General features: G+C 77.2%; 3 protein-coding genes. All 3 read right to left on the bottom strand.

Annotation, left to right across the window (positions count from 1 at the left end):
- Positions 1-48: 48 nt before the first annotated feature.
- Genes ACZ6X9_RS23480 through ACZ6X9_RS23490 form a run of 3 tightly spaced genes read right to left on the bottom strand, consistent with a single transcriptional unit; the run spans position 49 to position 18360 of the window.
- Positions 49-5745 (bottom strand): type I polyketide synthase, encoded by a 5697-nt coding sequence (locus ACZ6X9_RS23480; RefSeq protein WP_469780066.1) that lies wholly within the window; start codon positions 5743-5745, stop codon positions 49-51.
- The gene (locus tag ACZ6X9_RS23485; protein ID WP_469779955.1) at positions 5742-12266 is read right to left on the bottom strand and encodes an SDR family NAD(P)-dependent oxidoreductase; all 6525 of its coding nucleotides are present in this window, start codon (positions 12264-12266) and stop codon (positions 5742-5744) included. The genes ACZ6X9_RS23480 and ACZ6X9_RS23485 overlap by 4 nt, the downstream gene beginning before the upstream one ends.
- A 37-nt stretch (positions 12267-12303) precedes the next feature.
- Positions 12304-18360 carry a type I polyketide synthase gene (locus ACZ6X9_RS23490; RefSeq protein ID WP_469779956.1) on the bottom strand — a complete coding sequence of 2019 codons (6057 nt, stop codon included), beginning with the start codon at positions 18358-18360 and terminating at the stop codon, positions 12304-12306.
- Between the last annotated feature and the right edge of the window lie 2 nt (positions 18361-18362).

Here is an 18362-nt window from a genome sequence, read left to right on the forward strand (position 1 = left end):
CGCAACACCCTTCACAGTTTCGACTTCGACGGCACGGTTTCCGAGCGGTCAGGAGATTCCGAGTTCCTTCTCGATGTAGTCGAAGACCTCGTCGTCGTCGGCGGCGGAGAGGTCGGCGCCGAACGCCGGTTCGTCGTCCGCCGGGGCCGGCCGGTCGCCGTCCCAGCGGGCGGCGACGGCCCGCAGCCGGGTGGCGGCCCGGACCCGGTCGGGGTCGTCCGGCGGCAGCGCGGCGAGCGCGGCCTCCAGTCGGTCGAGGTCGTCGAGGACGGACCGGGCGGCGGGCGCGTCCCCGTCCGGCAGCGCCTCGCGGAGGTGACGGGCCAGGGCGGTGGCCGTCGGGTAGTCGAAGACGAGGGTGGCGGACAGCCGGGTGCCGGTGGCGGTGGTGAGCCGGTTGCGGAGTTCGACGGCGGTCAGCGAGTCGAAGCCGAGCTCCTCGAACGGCTGGTCCGGGGCGACGGCCGCGGCGCCGGCGTGGCCGAGCACCTGGGCGGCCTGGGCGCGGACGAGGTCGAGCAGGACGCGGTCGCGCCCGGCGGTGTCGAGTCCGGCGAGGCGCTGCCGCAGGTCCTCGGCGGCGTCCGGGCCGGCACCCCCGACGGCCTGGGCCGGCGGCGGTACGAGCCCGTGGAAGAGGGGCGGCAGCCGGTCGGAGGCGGCGCGCAGGGCGGCCATCTCCAGCTTGACGGGCAGCAGGACCGCGCGGTCGGCGCCGAGGGCGGCGTCGAACAGGGTCAGGCCCTCGTCGGCGGAGAGCGGCAGCACACCGGAGCGGCGCATCCGCCGCCGGCCGGCCTCGTCGAGCGCGTCGGCCATGCCGCCGGTGCCCTCCCACGGCCCCCAGGCCAGGGAGAGGGCGGGCAGTCCGGCGGCGGCGCGGTGCCCGGCGAGGGCGTCGAGGTAGGCGTTGGCCGCCGCGTAACTCCCCTGCCCGGCGCCGCCGAGGGTGGCGGTGGCGGAGGAGAACAGCACGAACGCGGCCAACGGCCGTTCGCGGGTGAGCTCGTGCAGGTGACGGGCGGCGTCGGCCTTGGGGGCGAGGACGGCGGCCGCGCGCTCGGCGGTGAGGGCCGGGACGACGGCGTCGTCCACCACGCCGGCCGCGTGGACGACGGCGGTCAGCGGGTGGGCGTCGGGCACGGTGTCCAGCGCGGCGGCCAGGGCCGTACGGTCGGAGACGTCGCAGGCCCGGACGTCCACCCGGGCGCCGCGCGCCTCCAGGTCGGTGACGAGCTCCTTCGCTCCCTCGGCGGCCGGCCCCTTCCGGCCGAGCAGCAACAGGTGCCGGACGCCGTGCCGTTCGACGAGGTGCCGGGCGACGAGGGCGCCCAGGGCGCCGGTGCCGCCGGTGACGAGGACGGTGCCGTCGGGGTCGAGGGCGGTGGGCGCGGCGTCGGCCGGGAGCCGGGCCGGGGCGAGCCGGGGGACGCGTACGGCGCCGTCACGGAGAGCCAGTCGGGGCTCGCCCGAGAGGAGCGCCCGGAGCAGCTCGGGGCTCACGTCGGCGTCCGGCGGCAGGTCGGCGAGGACGAACCGGCCGGGGTTCTCGGCCTGCGCGGCGCTTACCAATCCCCAGACGGCGGCGAGTTCCGGATGCGGGACGGCCTCGTCCGGGCCGGTGGCCACAGCTCCGCGCGTCAGGACGGCGAGGACGGACGAGGAGGTGCGTTCGTCCCCGAGCCACCGTTGGAGCAGCGTCAGCGCCTCGGCGACGGTCTCCCCCACCGGCCGGCCGGGGGCGACGGCCGTCAGCGCCACGTCGGGCGCGGGCGCGGCGGGGACGGACATGTCAGGCGCAGGCGTGTCGGGGACGGATGCGTGGTCGGGCACGGGCGCGTAAGGCGCAGGCGCGTCGGGCAGGGACGCGTGGTCGGGCACGGACGCGTCAGACGCAGGCGCCTCAGGCACGGACGCCTGATCGGGCACGGACGCGTCAGACGCGGTCAGGCCGGTCTCCAGCCGGTCGCCCGCGGGCAGGGCCGCCTCCACGCCCGGCAGGCCGTCGCCGAGTACCGTCCAGGTGCGGGTGCGGGTCTCGGGGTTCCCGGCGGGGGCGGTGGTCCAGCGGAGTTCGTGGAGGGCGTCGTCCCGGCGGGCGGCGCGGAGTTGGCCGAGGGAGACCGGGCGGGCCTGGAGGGAGTCGGCGGTGAGGACGGGCGTGCCGTCGGCGGCGGCGACGGTCAGCCGCATGGCGTCCGGTCCGGCGGGGGCGAGGTGGACGCGGAGGGCCGTGGCGCCGGTGGTGTGCAGGGCGACGCGGTTCCAGCAGAAGGGCAGCCGGACGGTGTCGCCGGTGTTGCCGACGAGCCCGGCGTGCAGGGCCGCGTCCAGCAGTGCCGGGTGCACCCCGTACCCGGCCGCGTCGGACCGGGCCGCGTCGGGCAGCCCGACCTCGCCGAACACCTCGTCGCCTGACCGCCAGAGCGCGCGGAGGCCGCGGAAGGACGGTCCGTAGGCGAAGCCGTCGGCGACGACCGACGGGTAGAAGTCGGCGAGGTCGACGGGGGTGGCGTCGGCCGGGAGCCAGTCGCCGCCCAGGTCGCGGGCGGGCGCCGGGGTGCCGGGCGCGAGGGTGCCGTGGGCGTGCCGGGTCCATTCGGCACCGCCGTCGGGCCGCGAGTGGACGGTGACCGTGCGGCGGCCGTCGGCGTCGGGGGCGCCGACGGTGAGCTGGACGTCGGCCGGGCGGGTGCCGGTGAGGATCAGCGGCGCCTCCTGGTCGAGTTCCTCGACCGTGCCGCAGTCGACGCGGCGGCCGGCGGCGAGGACGAGGTCGAGGTAGGCGGTGCCGGGGACGATGACCGTGCCGAGGACGACGTGGTCGGCGATCCAGGGGTGGCTGCGGGAGGAGATGCGGCCGGTGAGGACGAGCCGGTCGTCGTCGGCGGGCCGGAGGGCGGCGGTGAGCAGTGGGTGTCCGGCGGCGTCGAGGCCGAGCGCGGCGGGCCCTGCCGTGCCGTCGCCGGCGTCGGCGGGCCGCAGCCAGTGGCGTTTGCCCTGGAAGGCGTAGGTGGGCAGGTCCAGGTGCGGGGTGGGTCCGGCGGGCAGGGCGGCGGCGAGCCCGGTGCGGGCGCCGCGCGCCCAGGCGTGGGCCAGTGCCGTGCGGACGGTCTCGGGTTCGGGCCGGTCCGGGCGCAGCAGGGGGACGGCCGTGAGGTCGCCGCCGTCCTCGGCGGCGGTGTCCTGGGCGAGGGCGGACAGCACGCCGGCGGGGCCGAGTTCGAGGCAGGTGCGCACGCCCTGGGCGAGGAGGCGGCGCACGCCGTCCCGGAACCGGATGGTCTCGCGGACGTGCCGCACCCAGTACGCCGGGTCGCGGGCCTCGTCGGCGGTGAGGGGGCGGCCGGTGAGGTCGGAGACGACCGGCAGGGCGGGCGCGTGGAGGGTGACGCGGTCGAGGACGGCGCGGAAGTCGTCCAGCATGCCGTCCATGCGCGGCGAGTGGAAGGCGTGGCTGACGTCGAGGCGCTTGGTGCGGCGGCCCTCGGCGGCGAACCGCTCGCCGATCTCGCGGACGGTGTCCTCGTCGCCGGAGACCACGACGGCCCGGGGGCCGTTGACGGCGGCGACGGCCGCGAGGTGGGTGCGGCCCGCCAGCAGCGGCAGTACCTCGTCCTCGTCGGCCTGGACGGCCACCATGGCTCCGCCGAACGGCAGTCGGGCCATCAGCCGGCCGCGGGCGGCGACGACGGCGGCCGCGTCGTCCAGGGAGAGCACCCCGGCGGCGTGTGCGGCGGCCAACTCGCCGACGGAGTGCCCGAGGACGGCGTCCGGCCGCAGCTCCCACGACTCCAGGAGCCGGAACAGGGCGGTCTCCAGCGCGAACAGGGTGGTCTGGGCGTACAGGGTGCCCCGGAGCGGAGCCGGGTCGCCGGTGCCGAGGAGGAGGGCGCGGGTCTCGGCGCCGAGCCCGTCGCCGAGGGCCTCGCAGGCGGCGTCGAGGGCGCGGGCGAACGCCGGGTGGCCGGCGTACAGCTCCGCGCCGGCGCCGGCGCGCTGGGCGCCCTGGCCGGTGAAGAGGAAGGCGGTCTTGCCCGCCCGGCGGACGGTGTCGCGGACGAGGCGGGGCGCGGACACGCCGTCGCGCAGCGCGTCGAGGCCGGCGAGCAGGTCGTCGCGGGTGGTGCCGGTGACGACGGCGCGGTGGTCGAGGGCGGCGCGGGAGCGGACGAGGACGCGGGCGAGGTCGCCGGGGCGCCACTCGGGGTGGGCGCGGACGGCGTCGCCGAGCCGGGCGGCCTGGGCGCGCAGCGCCTCGGGGGCCCGGGCGGACACGGCCCACAGCAACGGCCCGTCACCGTCCGGCAGTTGGTCTTCCGCTTCGTGGCTGTCGCCCTGTTCAAGGATGACGTGGGCGTTGGTGCCGCTGATGCCGAACGACGACACGGCGGCGCGCCGGGGGCGCCCGGTCTCCGGCCAGGCGACCGGCTCGGTGAGCAGGGAGACGGCGCCGGAGGACCAGTCGACGTGCGGTGTGGGCTCGTCCACGTGCAGGGTGCGCGGCAGCGTGCCCTGGCGCATGGCCAGGACGGTCTTGATGACGCCGGCCACGCCGGCGGCGAGCTGGGTGTGGCCGATGTTGGACTTCACGGAGCCCAGCCACAGCGGCCGGTCGGCGGGTCGCCCCTGCCCGTAGGTGGCGAGCAGCGCCTGGGCCTCGATGGGGTCGCCGAGGGACGTGCCGGTGCCGTGCGCCTCGACGGCGTCGACCTGGTCGGGGGTGAGTCCGGCGTCGGCGAGGGCCTCGCGGACGACGCGCTGCTGGGAGGGGCCACTGGGGGCGGTGAGCCCGTTGGAGGCGCCGTCCTGGTTGACGGCGGAGCCGCGGACGACGGCGAGCACGGGGTGCCCGTTGCGGCGGGCGTCGGAGAGCCGTTCGAGGAGCAGGACGCCGCCGCCCTCGCCCCACGCGGTCCCGTCGGCGCCGGCGGCGAACGCCTTGCACCGGCCGTCGGGGGCGAGGCCGCGCTGCCGGCTGAACTCGACGAACATGCGCGGCTCGGCCATCACGGCCATGCCGCCCGCCAGCGCCAGGGTGGACTCGCCGCGCCGCAGCGACTGGCAGGCGAGGTGCAGGGCGACCAGCGACGACGAGCAGGCGGTGTCGACGGTGACGGCCGGACCCTCCAGACCGAGGGTGTAGGCGAGCCGGCCGGAGGCGACGCTGACGGTGGTACCGGTCAGCAGGTAGCCCTCGGCGCCGTCGGAGCCCTGCCGGGCCCCGGTGGCGTAGCCGAGCGGCGCGGTGCCGACGAAGACGCCGGTGCGGCTGCCGCGTACGGACTCCGGGTCGATGCCGGCCCGTTCGAACGCCTCCCAAGTGGTCTCCAGCAGCAGCCGCTGCTGGGGGTCCATGGCGACGGCCTCGCGGGGGCTGATGCCGAAGAACGCGGCGTCGAACCGGTCCGCGTCACGGACGAACGCCCCGTGCCGCACATAGCTCTTGCCGACCCGGTCGGGGTCGGGGTCGTACAGCCCGTCGGTGTCCCAGCCGCGGTCCTCCGGGAACGGGCCGACGGCGTCGGTGCCGTCGGCGAGGAGCCGCCAGAAGTCCTCGGGGGAGCGTACGTCCCCGGGGAAGCGGCAGGCCATGCCGACGATCGCGACGGGTTCGCGGGCGGCGTCGGCGAGCCGCTGGTTCTCCTGTTTGAGCCGGGTCGCCTCCTTGACGGACGCGCGCAGCGCTTCAAGGACCTTCTCGTAACTTGCAGCCATCGTGGTTCTCCGCCGTCCTGGCGCTATCGGATGTCCGTCATGTCAAGGGCCATGTCCACCAGGCTGTCGGCGTCCATGGTGTCGATCTCATCGGTGTCCTCCGCCGGGCCGTCGGGAGGCGACTCCCTTTCGTCGGCGGCCAGTCGGAGGAGCGGGTCGAGGAGCCCGGCGGCCCGGAGGCGGGCGACCGGGATGCCCGCCAGCAGCTTCCGCACGCCGGCGTCGTCGGCCGTCCCGCCGGATCCGCCCGGGCCGCCGGGCCCGTCGCCGGGACCGTCTCCGTCGTCGGGCAGCAGCAGGGTCCGCAGGTGGGCGGCGAGGTCGGCGGGGGTCGGGTGGTCGAAGACGAGGGTGGCCGGGAGCCGCAGGCCGGTGGCGGCGTTGAGGCGGTTGCGCAGCTCGACGGAGGTGAGCGAGTCGAAGCCGAGCGCCTTGAACGGCTGCCGGTCGTGCACGTCCTCGGCCGAGGCGTGGCCGAGGACGGTCGCCGCGTGGCCGCGGACGAGGTCCAGCAGGGCGCCCTCGCGTTCGGCGGCGGGCAGGGCGGCCAGCCGCGCCCCGAGGGCGTCCCGCGACTCCCCCGGCGCGGACTCGGCGGTCCGCCGGGCGGGTGCGCCGGCCAGGGCCCGCAGCAGCGGCGGGACGCCCCCGGGTCCGGCGGCGGCGCGCAGGGCCGCGGTGTCGAGCCGCAGGGCGACGGGCAGCGGCCGGTCGCCGGCGAGGGCGGCGGCGAACAGCTCCAGGCCCTCCGCGTCGGTGAGCGGGGTGACGCCGGAGCGCCGCATGCGGGTGTGGTCGGCGGCGTCGAGGTGGCCGGTCATGCCGCTGGCGGTCTCCCACAGGCCCCAGGCGACCGACAGGCCGGGCAGGCCGTCGGCCCGCCGCCGCCGGGCGAGTGCGTCGAGGAACGCGTTGGCGGCGGCGTAGTTGCCCTGGCCGGGGCCGCCGAGGGTGGCGGCGGCCGAGGAGAAGAGGACGAACGCGCCGAGCGGGGTGTCCCGGGTGAGCTCGTGGAGGTTCCAGGCGGCCCGGACCTTCGGGCGCAGCACGGCGTCCACCTGACGCGGCGTCAGTGCGGTGACGACGGCGTCGTCGAGCACCCCGGCCGCGTGGACGACGGCCGTGAGCGGCCGGTCGGCGGGGATGGCCGCGAGCACGGCGGCCAGCGCCTCCCGGTCGGCGGCGTCACAGGCGGCGAAGACCGCCTCGCAGCCCAGCGCGGCGAGCTCGGCGGTCAGTCCGGCGGCGCCCGGGGCGTCGGCGCCCCGCCGGCCCAGCAGCAACAGGTGCCGTACGCCGTGCCGTTCGGCGAGGTCCCGGGCGACCAGCCCGCCGAGGACGCCCGTACCGCCGGTGATCAGGACCGTGCCGGCCGGGTCGAGGGCGTCCGGCATGGTGAGGACGACCTTGCCGGTGTGCCGGGCGCGGCTCATGAACCGGAACGCCTCGGGGGCCCGGCGGACGTCCCAGGTGGCGGCCGGCAGCGGCCGGAGCACGCCCCGCCGGAACAGTTCCATCAGCTCGCCGATCATCGCGCCGATGCGCTCGTGCCCGGCGTCGATGAGGTCGAAGTACCGGTAGGTGGTGCCCGGGTGGGCGGCCTCCGCGACCGCGGCGTCCCGGATGTCGGTCTTGCCCATCTCGACGAACCGCCCGCCGGGGGCGAGGAGCCGCAGCGACGCGTCGACGTACTCGTTGGCCAGGGAGTTGAGGACGACGTCCACGCCGCGCCCGCCGGTGGCCGCCCGGAACGCCGCCTCGAAGTCCAGATCGCGGGAAGAGGCGATGCGTTCCTCGGGCACGCCCAGGGCGCGCAGCGTGTCCCACTTGGCGGGACTCGCGGTGGCGTACACCTCGGCGCCGAGGTGCCGGGCGATCTGGAGGGCGGCGAGCCCGACGCCGCCGGTGGCCGCGTGCACGAGCAGCGTCTCGCCGGGCCGGACGGCGGCCAGGTCCACCAGCCCGTACCAGGCGGTGAGGAACGCGATGGGGACGGTGGCCGCCTCGGTGTACGTCCAGTCGTCGGGCATCCGGGCGAGCAGCCGCCGGTCGACGACCGCGTGCGGCCCGAACCCGCCGGGCACCATCCCGAACACCCGGTCGCCCGGCGCGAACTCGGTGACGCCGGGGCCGGTCTCCAGGACGACGCCCGCGGCCTCGCCGCCCATGACGTCCTGGTCGACCATGCCGAGCCCGAGGACGACGTCGCGGAAGTTCATGCCGGCGGCGCGCACGGCGATCCGCACCTGCCCCGGCCCGGGCGGGCCGGCGGCCTCGGGGGCGGGGACCAGCGCGAGGTTCTCCAGGGTGCCCTTGCTGGTGACGTCCAGCCGCCAGTCCGGCGCGTCGTGCGGGGGTTCCAGGGACCGGCCGGCGGCCGCCCGCGCCAGGGCGGGGACGAGCATCCGGCCGGCGCGGAGGGCGGCTTCGGGTTCGTCCGAGGCGAGGGCGGCGGGCAGTGCGCGGCGGGAGCCGGGCAGCCCGTCGGTGTCCAGCAGCGCGAACCGGCCCGGGTGCTCGGTGCGGGCGGAGCGGACCATGCCCCAGACCGCCGCGTGCGCGAGGTCGTGCACGGTCTCCCCGGGAGCGGCCGGTACGGCGCCGGAGGTGACGAGGACGAGCCGGGACGACGCGCAGCGCTCCTCGGCCAGCCAGTCCTTGAGGAGGGCGAGGAGCCGGTGCGTCACCTCGGTGGCGGCCCGGTCGGCGGGGGCGCCGCCGGTGTCGAAGCGGCAGGGGACGACGACGGTGCCGGGGACGGCGGGGGCCGCGGCGAGCGCCGCGAGGTCGCCGTGGACGGGCACGCCGGGGTGCCCGTCGGCCAGCCCGAGGACGTCCTCCCCCAGGACCGCCCAGTCCGTGTCGCCTCCACCGGCGGGGGTTTCGTTCCTTTCGGCCCATTCGACATGGAAGAGGGAGTCGTGGTGCCACGCGGTGCGCGCGGACTCCAGTCGCTCCCTGGTGACGGTCCGGCTGACCAGGGACGCGACGGAGGCGACGGGCGCGCCGGAGCCGTCGGCCGCGCGGAGCGCCAGGCCGTCGTCGGTGGGCGTCAGGTGGACGCGGAGGGCGGTGGCGCCGGTGGCGTGCACGGTGACGCCGGTCCAGGCGAACGGCAGCCGCACGTCACCGGCGGAGCGGGCGGCGGCGGGGTGCAGGGCCGCGTCGAGCAGGGCCGGATGCAGGGCGAACGCGCCGGCGGAGTCCCGCTGTTCGCGGGGCAGCCGGACCTCGGCGTAGAGGTCGCCGCCGCGCTCCCAGAGAGCCCGCAGCCCCTGGAAGGCCGGTCCGTAGCCGAGGCCCTGGTCGGCCAGGCGCGTGTACAGCGTGTCAACGGGAACGGGGGCGGCTCCCGGAGGCGGCCACGCGGTCAGGTCCCAGTCGGGGGCGGGCCCGGTGTCCGGGGCCAGGAAGCCGGTGGCATGGGCGGTCCAGGCGGCGTCGGGCGCGGCGCCCTCGGGCCGGGAGTGCAGGGCGAGCGCCCGCCGGCCGTCCTCGTCGGCGTCCCCGACGGACAACTGGACGTGCACACCGCCGCGCTCGGGCAGGACGAGCGGCGCTTGAAGGGTCAGCTCCTCCAAAACGTTCCCGCCGGTCACATCGCCCGCGTGGACGGCGAGTTCGGCGAGCGCGGCCCCCGGGACGAGGGTGGTGCCCCAGACAGTGTGGTCGGCGAGCCAGGGGTGGGTGGCGACGGACACCCGCCCGGTGAGCAGCAGCCCGTCCCCGCCGGCCACCGGCACGGCCGCGCCGAGCAGCGGATGCCCGGTGGCCTGAAGGCCTGCCGCGGTGACGTCGCCGGTGGCGGCGTCTCCCTCCAGCCAGTAGCGCTCGCGTTGGAAGGCGTAGGTAGGCAGGTCGACGCGGTGACGGGCACCGGCGGGGAAGACGGTGGCCCAGTCGACGGAGACGCCCTGGGTGTACGCCTCGGCCATGGAGGTCAGGAAGCGCCGCCAATCCCCCTCGTCGCGGCGGAGCGAGCCGACGACGACGGCCGGGACGTCCGCGTCCTGCGCGGTCTCTTCGACGCCGACGGTCAGGACGGGGTGGGCGCTGCACTCGACGAACGCCCGGTGTCCGGCGGACAGCAGGCTGTCGACCACCGTCTGGAAGCGGACGGTGCTGCGCAGGTTGCGGTACCAGTAGTCCGCGTCCAGGCCGGCCGTGTCGAAGACCTCACCCGTCAGCGTGGAGTGGAAGGGGACCGATCCGGAGCGGGGGCGGATGTCCGCGAGCTCCTGGTGGATCCGCTCCCGGATGCGCTCGACGTGCGCCGAGTGCGAGGCGTAGTCCACCGGCACCCGCCGCGCCCGGATGTCCCGGGCCTCGCAGTGCGCCAGCAGCTCGTCCAGGGCGCCGGCCTCGCCCGACACCACCGTGGAGCGGGGGCCGTTCAGCGCGGCGACGGAGATGCGTCCGCTCCACTCCGCCAGCAGCGCCTCGGTGTCGGCGGCGGGCAGCGCGACGGAGACCATGCCGCCCTCGCCCGCGATCTCCAGCAGTGCCCGCGAGCGCAGCGCGACGACGCGGGCGCCGTCCTCCAGCGACAGGCCGCCCGCGACGCAGGCGGCGGCGATCTCGCCCTGCGAGTGACCCACCACGGCAGCGGGCTCGACACCGACGGACCGCCACAGCCCGGCCAGCGACACCATCACCGCCCACAGGGCCGGCTGCACCACGTCCACCCGGTCGAGCCCGGGCGCACCCTCCGCACCGCGCAACACGTCCACCAGGGACCAGTCCACGAACGGCGCCAACGCCCGCTCACAGTCCGCCAGATGACCGGCGAACACCTCACTGGAGCCCAGCAGTTCGACGGCCATACCGACCCACTGCGAGCCCTGCCCCGGAAACACGAACACCGGACCGTCCGCCTCACCGGAGGCCACCCCGCACACCACACCGGAGGCGAACTCACCATCCTCCAAGGTCCGCAGCCCGTCGCGCAGTTCGCCGACGCCATCCCCGACGATCACCGCCCGGTGCTCGAACGACGACCGCCCCGACGCCAACGACCACCCCACCCGCCCCGCATCCGCGCCCTCGACGGCCTCGGACAGCCGCGCGGCCTGCGCCCGCAGGGCCTGCGGCGAACGGGCGGAGACCACCCACGGCAGGACGCCCGTATCGCTCTCGGGAGCTGTGGCGGGCTCCTCCTCCGGCGCCTGCTCCAGGATCACGTGCGCGTTGGTGCCGCTGACGCCGAAGGAGGAGACGGCGGCCCGGCGGGGGCGGCCGGTCTCGGGCCAGTCGCGGCGTTCGGTGAGCAGCTCGACGGCGCCGGACGACCAGTCGACGTGCGGTGTCCGTTCCTCGGCGTGCAGGGTCTGGGGCAGGACGCCGTTGCGGAGGGCCATGACGGTCTTGATGACACCGGCGGCTCCCGCCGCGGCCTGGGTGTGGCCGATGTTGGACTTCAGCGAACCCAGCCACAGCGGCCGGTCCATCGGGCGGCCCTTGCCGTACGTCGCGAGGAGTGCCTGGGCCTCGATCGGGTCGCCGAGCTTGGTGCCCGTCCCGTGGGCCTCCACCGCGTCCACGTCGGCCGGGGTGAGTCCGGCGTCCTCCAGGGCGCGGCGGATGACACGCTGCTGGGCGGGGCCGTTGGGGGCGGCGAGGGCGCTGCTGGCGCCGTCCTGGTTGACGGCGGAGCCGCGCAGGACGGCGAGGACCCGGTGGCCGTTGCGGCGCGCGTCGGACAGCCGCTCGACCAGCAGCATGGCGACGCCCTCGCCCCACGCGGTGCCGTCGGCGCCGGCCGCGAAGGACTTGCACCGGCCGTCGGGGGCCAGTCCGCGCTGCCGGCTGAACTCGACGAAGGTGTTGGGGGTGACCATCACGGTCACGCCGCCGGCCAGGGCGAGCGTGCAGTCGCCGCGGCGCAGCGCCTGCGCGGCGAGGTGGAGGGTGACGAGGGACGAGGAGCAGGCCGTGTCGACGGTGACGGCCGGGCCCTCGAAGCCGAACGTGTAGGCGATCCGGCCGGAGGCGACGCTGCCGGACGTGCCGGCGCCGAGGAAGCCCGCGACGGCTTCCGGCACCTCGATGCCGCGGTTGCCGTACTCGTGGTACATGAGCCCGGCGTAGACGCCGACGCGTTCGCCGCGCAGGCGGCGCGGGTCCACCCCCGCGCGTTCGACGGCCTCCCAGGCGGCTTCGAGCAGCAGCCGCTGCTGGGGGTCCATGGCCAGGGCCTCGCGGGGGCTGATGCCGAAGAAGGCCGGGTCGAAGCCGTCGGCGCCCTCGATGAAGCCGCCCTCGCGGACGTAGGTGGTGCCCGTGCGGCCGGACTCGGGGTCGGGGTCGTAGAGGTCGTCGATGCGCCAGCCCCGGTCGGCGGGCGGCGCGCCGATGGCGTCGCCGCCCTTGACCACCAACTGCCACAGGTCCTCGGGCGAGTTGACGCCGCCGGGCAGCCGGCAGCTCATGCCGACGATGGCGATCGGCTCGTGGCCGCCGTCCTCCAGCTCCTTGACGCGGCGACGGGACTCCTTGAGTTCGGCGGTCGCCCACCGCAGGTGTTCGCGCAGCTTCTCTTCGTTGCTCACTTCGAGCCAGCTCCTCGGGGGGTGTGCGGTTCGGTGGTCAGCCGCGTTCTGCGGTGCGCAGCTCTCGTAGCGCTTCGAAGAGCTCGTCGTCGGTGGCGGAGGCGAAGTCGTCGTGTGGGCGGGCTTCCCGGCCGGTGTCCGCGCCGGGGCCGCCGGAGCCGTGCTCGGGTCCGCCTCCCGGGGCGGCCGGGTCCGCGCCCCAGCGGGACAGCAGGTCCTTCAGGCGGCGGGCCACGAGTTCCCTGGTCCCGTCGTCGGCGGCGTAGGGGGCCAGGGCGGCCTCCAGCCGGTCGAGTTCCTCGGCGACCGGCCCCGCGTCGGCCGTGTCCGCGTCGGCCGGGTCCGTGTCGCCGGTGGGCGCGGTGGCGGTGAACTCGGCGCAGAGGTGGTCCGCGAGGACGGCCGCCGTCGGGTAGTCGAAGATCAGGGTGGTGGGCAGGGGCAGCCCGGTGGCCTCGTGCAGCCGGTCGCGGAGTTCGAGGTCCGCCAGGGAGTCCAGGCCGAGGTCGACGAAGCCGCGGTCGGGTGCGATGTCGGCGGGGGTGGCCTCGCCGAGCACGGCCGCGGCGTGCGTCCGGACCAGCCCGAGCAGGGCCCGCCGGCGCTCGGGCTCCGGGAGGGCGGCGTAGCGGTGGCCGGGCGAGGTGGGCGCGGCGGTCTGCCGGCCGGCCGCCGGTTCCACGGCGGCACCTGCCGTCCGGGCGCCGTGCAGATTGTCCGGCCGCGGACGCCGGTCGTGTGACGCGCCGTCGGCCGGTGCCCGGAGGAGCGCCGGGAGCTCCCCTTGCTCCGCCGGCCGGGCGGGGTCGAGCCGGAGCGGCAGCAGGACCGGGTCCCCGTGCGCGCCGGCGGCGTCGAGAAGCGCGAGGGCGTCGTCCGTCGCCAGGGGCAGGACGTCCGACCGGCCGAGCCGTGCCCTGCCGGTCGCGTCGAGCGCGTCGGTGAGCGCACTGCTCCGGGCCCACAGTCCCCAGGCCAGCGACTGCGCGGGCAGGCCGCGCGCGCGGCGGTGGCGGGCGAGGGCGTCCAGGCAGGCGTTCGCCGCGGCGTAGCCGCCCTGCCCGGCGGAGCCGAAGGTGCCGGCGGCCGAGGAGAACAGCACGAACGCCGCCAGGTCGTGGTCCCGGGTCAGTTCGTGGAGGTGCCAGGCGGCGTCCGCCTTGGGGCGGAGGACGGCGTCGAGGCGCTCGGGCGTCTGCGCGTCCAGGACTCCGTCGTCGGTGACGCCCGCCACGTGGTACACGGCCGTCAGCGGGTGCTCCCCCGGTACGCCGGCGAGCAGCGCGGCGAGCGCGGCGCGGTCGGAGACGTCGCAGGCGGCGACTGTGGCCTCGGCACCCAGTTCGGCCAGCTCCGCCGTCAACTCCGCCGCCCCGGGGGCGTCCTGGCCCCTGCGGGCGACGAGCAGCAGCCTGCGCGCTCCGGCACGGGCCAGGTGCCGGGCGAGCTCGCCGCCGAGGGCGCCCGTGCCGCCGGTGACGAGCACGGTGCCGCGCGGGTCGGGGGCACGGGTGGCGCCGGGGTGAGTGTCCGCCTCCATGGCGGTTCGCGCCAGGCGCGGGATCAGGATCGTCCCCTCCCGCACGGCCGCCTGCGGCTCGCCGCTGTCCAGGACGGCCGTGAGCAGGTGCTCGTTCACAGGCGCGTCGGTGTCGAGCAGCACGATCCGGCCCGGGCGCTCGGCCTGGGCCGTCCGCAGCAGCCCGAGTGCCGCGGCGGCGGCCGGGTCCGGAACGTCCTCGTCGGGACGGACGGCCTGGGCCCCGCGCGTGACGACGACGAGGGTCGCGCCGGCGAAGCGGGGCTCCGCCGACCAGGACCGGGCGAGCTCCAGGGCGGCCCGGGCGGCCGCACGCGTGGCCTCCGGGCCGGTGGCGCCGGTGGCGGACGGGGAGAGCGCGTGAACCACCGCCCGGGGCACGGGCTTTCCCGCGTCGATGGCCGCGGCGAGGGAGGCGAGGTCCGGGTGGACGGGGGCTCCGGTCAGGCCGGCCGCCGGCGCGCCTTCGGGGCCGCTGGCACCGACGAGGACGACGGAGGCTCCGGTGGCTTGGGAACCCTGACCGGAAGCGGAGGGTACGGGGGCGTCGGGGGTGCCAGGCCCGACGGCAGCGGGGGTGGCGGGCGTGTCCTGAACCGGCGTGGACGCCGGGGCGGACGTGGCGGGTCCGTGCCCGTCGGCGGCGGCAGCGCCCTGCTCGCGGCCACTGGCCCGGTGGGTGGCGACGGACGCGGTGGGAGCGTCCCCCTCGGCAGCCCCCACGGATGCGGAGGCAGCGGTGGCCGGCGTGCCCTGGCCGACCGGCGTGGACGCCGGGGCGGACGTGGCGGGTCCGTACCCGTCGGCGGCGGCAGCGGGGGCAGCCGCCGGGGCGTTCCAGTCGGGAACGGTGGGGGCGGGTGCGGGGGTCCATTCCACGCGGTACAGAGCCGCCGGAGTGCACTCCGCGTCCCGCTCGCCCCTCGTGCCCTTCCCGTCCCACTCGCCCCTCGTGCTGTGCCCGTCCCGCTCGCCCGCCCAGGGGCCGTCCACCGCTCCGGGCCGCCCGTCGCGGACGGTCCGGAGGATCACGGTGCCCGCCGAGGCGACGGGGGCGCCGGCCGGGTCCGCGAGGTGCAGGGTGACGGTGTCCGGGCCGGTGCGGGTGAGGCGGACGCGCAGTGCGCCGGCGCCCGGGGTGTGTACGGCGACGTTCCGCCAGGCGAAGGGGAGCCGGGGCGCGCCGCCGTCCTTCTCCGCGAGGACGCCGAGGGCCTGGAGGGCGGCGTCGGCGAGGGCGGGGTGGAGGCGGTACCGGGCGGCCTCGGCCTGCCGGTCGTGGTCGAGGGCGGCCTCGGCGTGGACCTCGTCGCCGAGGTGGTGGAGGGCCCGCAGGCCGCGGAAGGCGGGACCGTAGGCGTAGCCGCGGGCGGTCGCGCGCTCGTAGAAGGCGGTGACGTCCGCTTCCCGGGCGCCTTCCGGCGGCCTGCTCATCAGGTCGTACGCGACTCGCGGCGCGCCCTCGGCCAGGGTGCCGCTCGCGTGCCGGGTCCAGCCGCCCTCCTCGGGGCGCGCGTCGAGGGTGAGCCGGCGGCGGCCGGACGCGTCGGGGGCGGTGACGGCCAGCCGGAGGCGGACGCCCGCGTCCTGGACGGCGAGCGGTGCGTGCAGGGTCAGTTCCTCGACCAGTGCGCAACCGGTGTGGTCGGCGGCCCACAGGGCGAGTTCGAGGAAGGCCGTCCCGGGCAGCAGGGTCCGGCCGAGGACGGTGTGGTCGGCGAGCCAGGGGTGGGTGCGCGGTGACAGCCGCCCGGAGTACAGCGTCCCCGCGCCGTCGGGCAGTTCGACGGCCGCGCTCAGCAGCGGGTGGTCGACGGGACCGAGCCCGGCGGAGGCGACGTCGTCCGCGGCCGGGGCGTCGTCCAGCCAGTAGCGGCGGCGCCGGAACGGGTAGGTCGGCAGGTCGACGCGGCGGAGGCCGGTGGCCGGCAGGGCTGCCGACAAGTCCACGGCGGCAGCGCGGACGTGCACGGCGGCGAGGGCGGCCAGCAGCCCCCGGGCGCCGCCGTCCTCGCTCAGCGCGGGGACGGCGAACGAGTCCGGGCCGGCGGCCTCGGCGAGGGCGTCGGCCGGGCCGCCGATCACCACGAAGGCGGTCCGGCCGCGTCCCGCCGACTCCCGCACGGCGTCGGCGAGTCCGTGCTCGGCGCGGCCGGCGCCGGGCCGCCAGGACGTCTCCCCGGCCGCCGTGCGGAACGGCACCTCCGCCGGGCGGGGCGTCACGGCGTCCGCGCCGTGGCCGGTCACCACCCGGGCGCCGTCCGCCAAGGACAGGACGCCCGCGACACAGGCGGCGGCGATCTCGCCGACGCCGTCGCCGACGACGGCCGACGGGCGGACACCGTGGTGCCGCCACAGCGCGGCGAGCGACACCGCGACGGCCCACCGGGCGGCGCGGACCCGGGCGGCACCGGTGGCGTCGGGCCCGCCGGGCGCGTGCCCTTCCCCGGCATGCCCACCCGTACCGGGCGTCGTGGCCGTGCCCGATGCGTCCGGCGCCCCGCCGCCACCGGTGACGGCGCCCGGCCCGCCCGGGCCGTCGGACGTGACGGGCGCTCCGGTCCGGCCGGGCACACCGGACAGCCGGTCACCGCCGGCTCCCGTCACCGGGGCACCCGCGCCTCCCCCGGCCGTCCCCCGAGCCGGCGCGGGCGCGCTGATCGCCTCGGTGAGGTCCCGCAGGACGTCCGCCTCGGGCCGGCCCGTGGCGGTGGCGAGCGCGCCGGCACACTCCTTCAGGTGCCGGGCGAACACCGGGGACTCGTCCAGCAGTCGGCGTACCGCTCCCCCGGCACCGCTCTCGCCGCCGGGGAACAGGAAGGCGACCCTGGACGCGCCGCGCACCGTGCCTCGCACCGCCCGTTCCGGCGCCGCCGCGTCGGGCTCGCCGGCCGCCAACGCCGCCACGGTGGAGCGGAGTTCATCGCGTCCGGTGCCCACGGCCACCGCCCGGTGCTCGAAGAGCGAGCGGCCCCGGGCGAGGGCCGCGCCGATGTCGGCGGCGGTCTCCTCAGGGTGTGCGTCGAGGTGGGCGAGGAGGCGCGCGGCCTGCTCGCGCAGAGCTTCCGGGGTCTTGGCGGACAGCGCCCAGGGCACCGCCGACACGACGGACGGCGGTGCCGCCTCGGTGTCGGGGGCCGTCCCGGTGTCCTCGGCCGTCGCGGTCTCCTCCGGGGCCTCTTCCAGCACCACGTGCGCGTTCGTACCGCTGACGCCGAAGGACGAGACACCGGCCCGCCGGGGCCGTCCGTCCGCCGCCGGCCAGGGCGCGGGTTCGGTGAGGAGGGTCAGCGCGCCGGCCGACCAGTCGACGTGCGGCGACGGCTCGTCCACGTGCAGGGTGCGCGGGAGGACGCCGTTGCGCAGCGCCATCACCATCTTGATGACGCCGGCCACGCCCGCCGCGGCCTGCGCGTGGCCGATGTTGGACTTGACCGAGCCGACCCGCACGGGCCGGTCGCCGGGCCGGTCCTGCCCGTACGTCGCGAGCAGCGCCTGCGCTTCGATGGGGTCGCCGAGTGTGGTGCCCGTGCCGTGGGCCTCCACCGCGTCCACGTCCGCCGCCGTCAACTCGGCGGCGGCGAGGGCGTCGTGGATGACGCGCTGCTGGGCGGGGCCGCTCGGGGCGGTGAGGCCGCTGCTGGCGCCGTCCTGGTTGACGGCGCTGCCCCGGATGACGGCGAGGACGGTCTGGCCGTCGCGGCGGGCGTCGGAGAGCCGGCGGAGGACGAGCATGCCGGCGCCCTCGCCGAGGGCGGTGCCGTCGGCGCCGGCGGCGAACGCCTTGCAGCGGGCGTCGGGGGCGAGGCCGCGCTGCCGGCTGAACTCGACGAGGGCCATGGGCGAGGCCATCACGGTGACGCCGCCCGCCAGCGCTGTGGTGCTTTCGCCGAGCCGCAGCGACTGGCAGGCGAGGTGCAGGGCGACCAGCGACGACGAACAGGCGGTGTCGACGGTGACGGCGGGGCCCTCCAGGCCGAGGGTGTAGGCGACCCGGCCGGAGGCGACGCTCGCGGCACTGCCGTTGCCGATGTAGCCCTCGAACTCGGGCGGTACGCGGCGCAGTCGGGCCGCGTAGTCCTGGTAGATCACGCCGGCGAACACGCCGGTGCGGCTGCCGGCGAGCCCGGCCGGGTCGACGCCGGCGCGCTCCAGCGCCTCCCATGAGGTCTCCAGCAGCAGCCGCTGCTGGGGGTCCATGGCCAGCGCCTCGCGCCCGCTGATGCCGAAGAAGCCGGGGTCGAACCGGTCGGCGCCGTCCAGGAAGCCGCCCTCGCGGACGTACACCCGGCCGTGCCGGGCCGGGTCCGGGTCGTACAGCTCCGGATCCCAGCCACGGTCGGTGGGCAGCGGGTTGATGGCGTCCGTGCCGGCCGCGACCAGTTCCCAGAGGTCCTCGGGCGAGCTGACGCCGCCGGGGTAGCGGCAGGCCATGCCGACGACGGCGATCGGCTCGCGGGCGCCGGCCTCGGCCTCGTGCAGCCGCTGCCGGGTCCTGCGCAGGTCGACGGTCAGGCGCTTGAGGTAGTCGAGAACCTTTTCGTCACTGGTCATGT

This window comes from Streptomyces sp. NPDC052910 (assembly GCF_055585605.1).

Coding starts and splice junctions, on each gene's coding strand:
- ACZ6X9_RS23490 (WP_469779956.1), bottom strand. CDS start 18,360: ATGACCAGTGACGAAAAGGTTCTCGACTACCTCAAGCGCCTGACCGTC.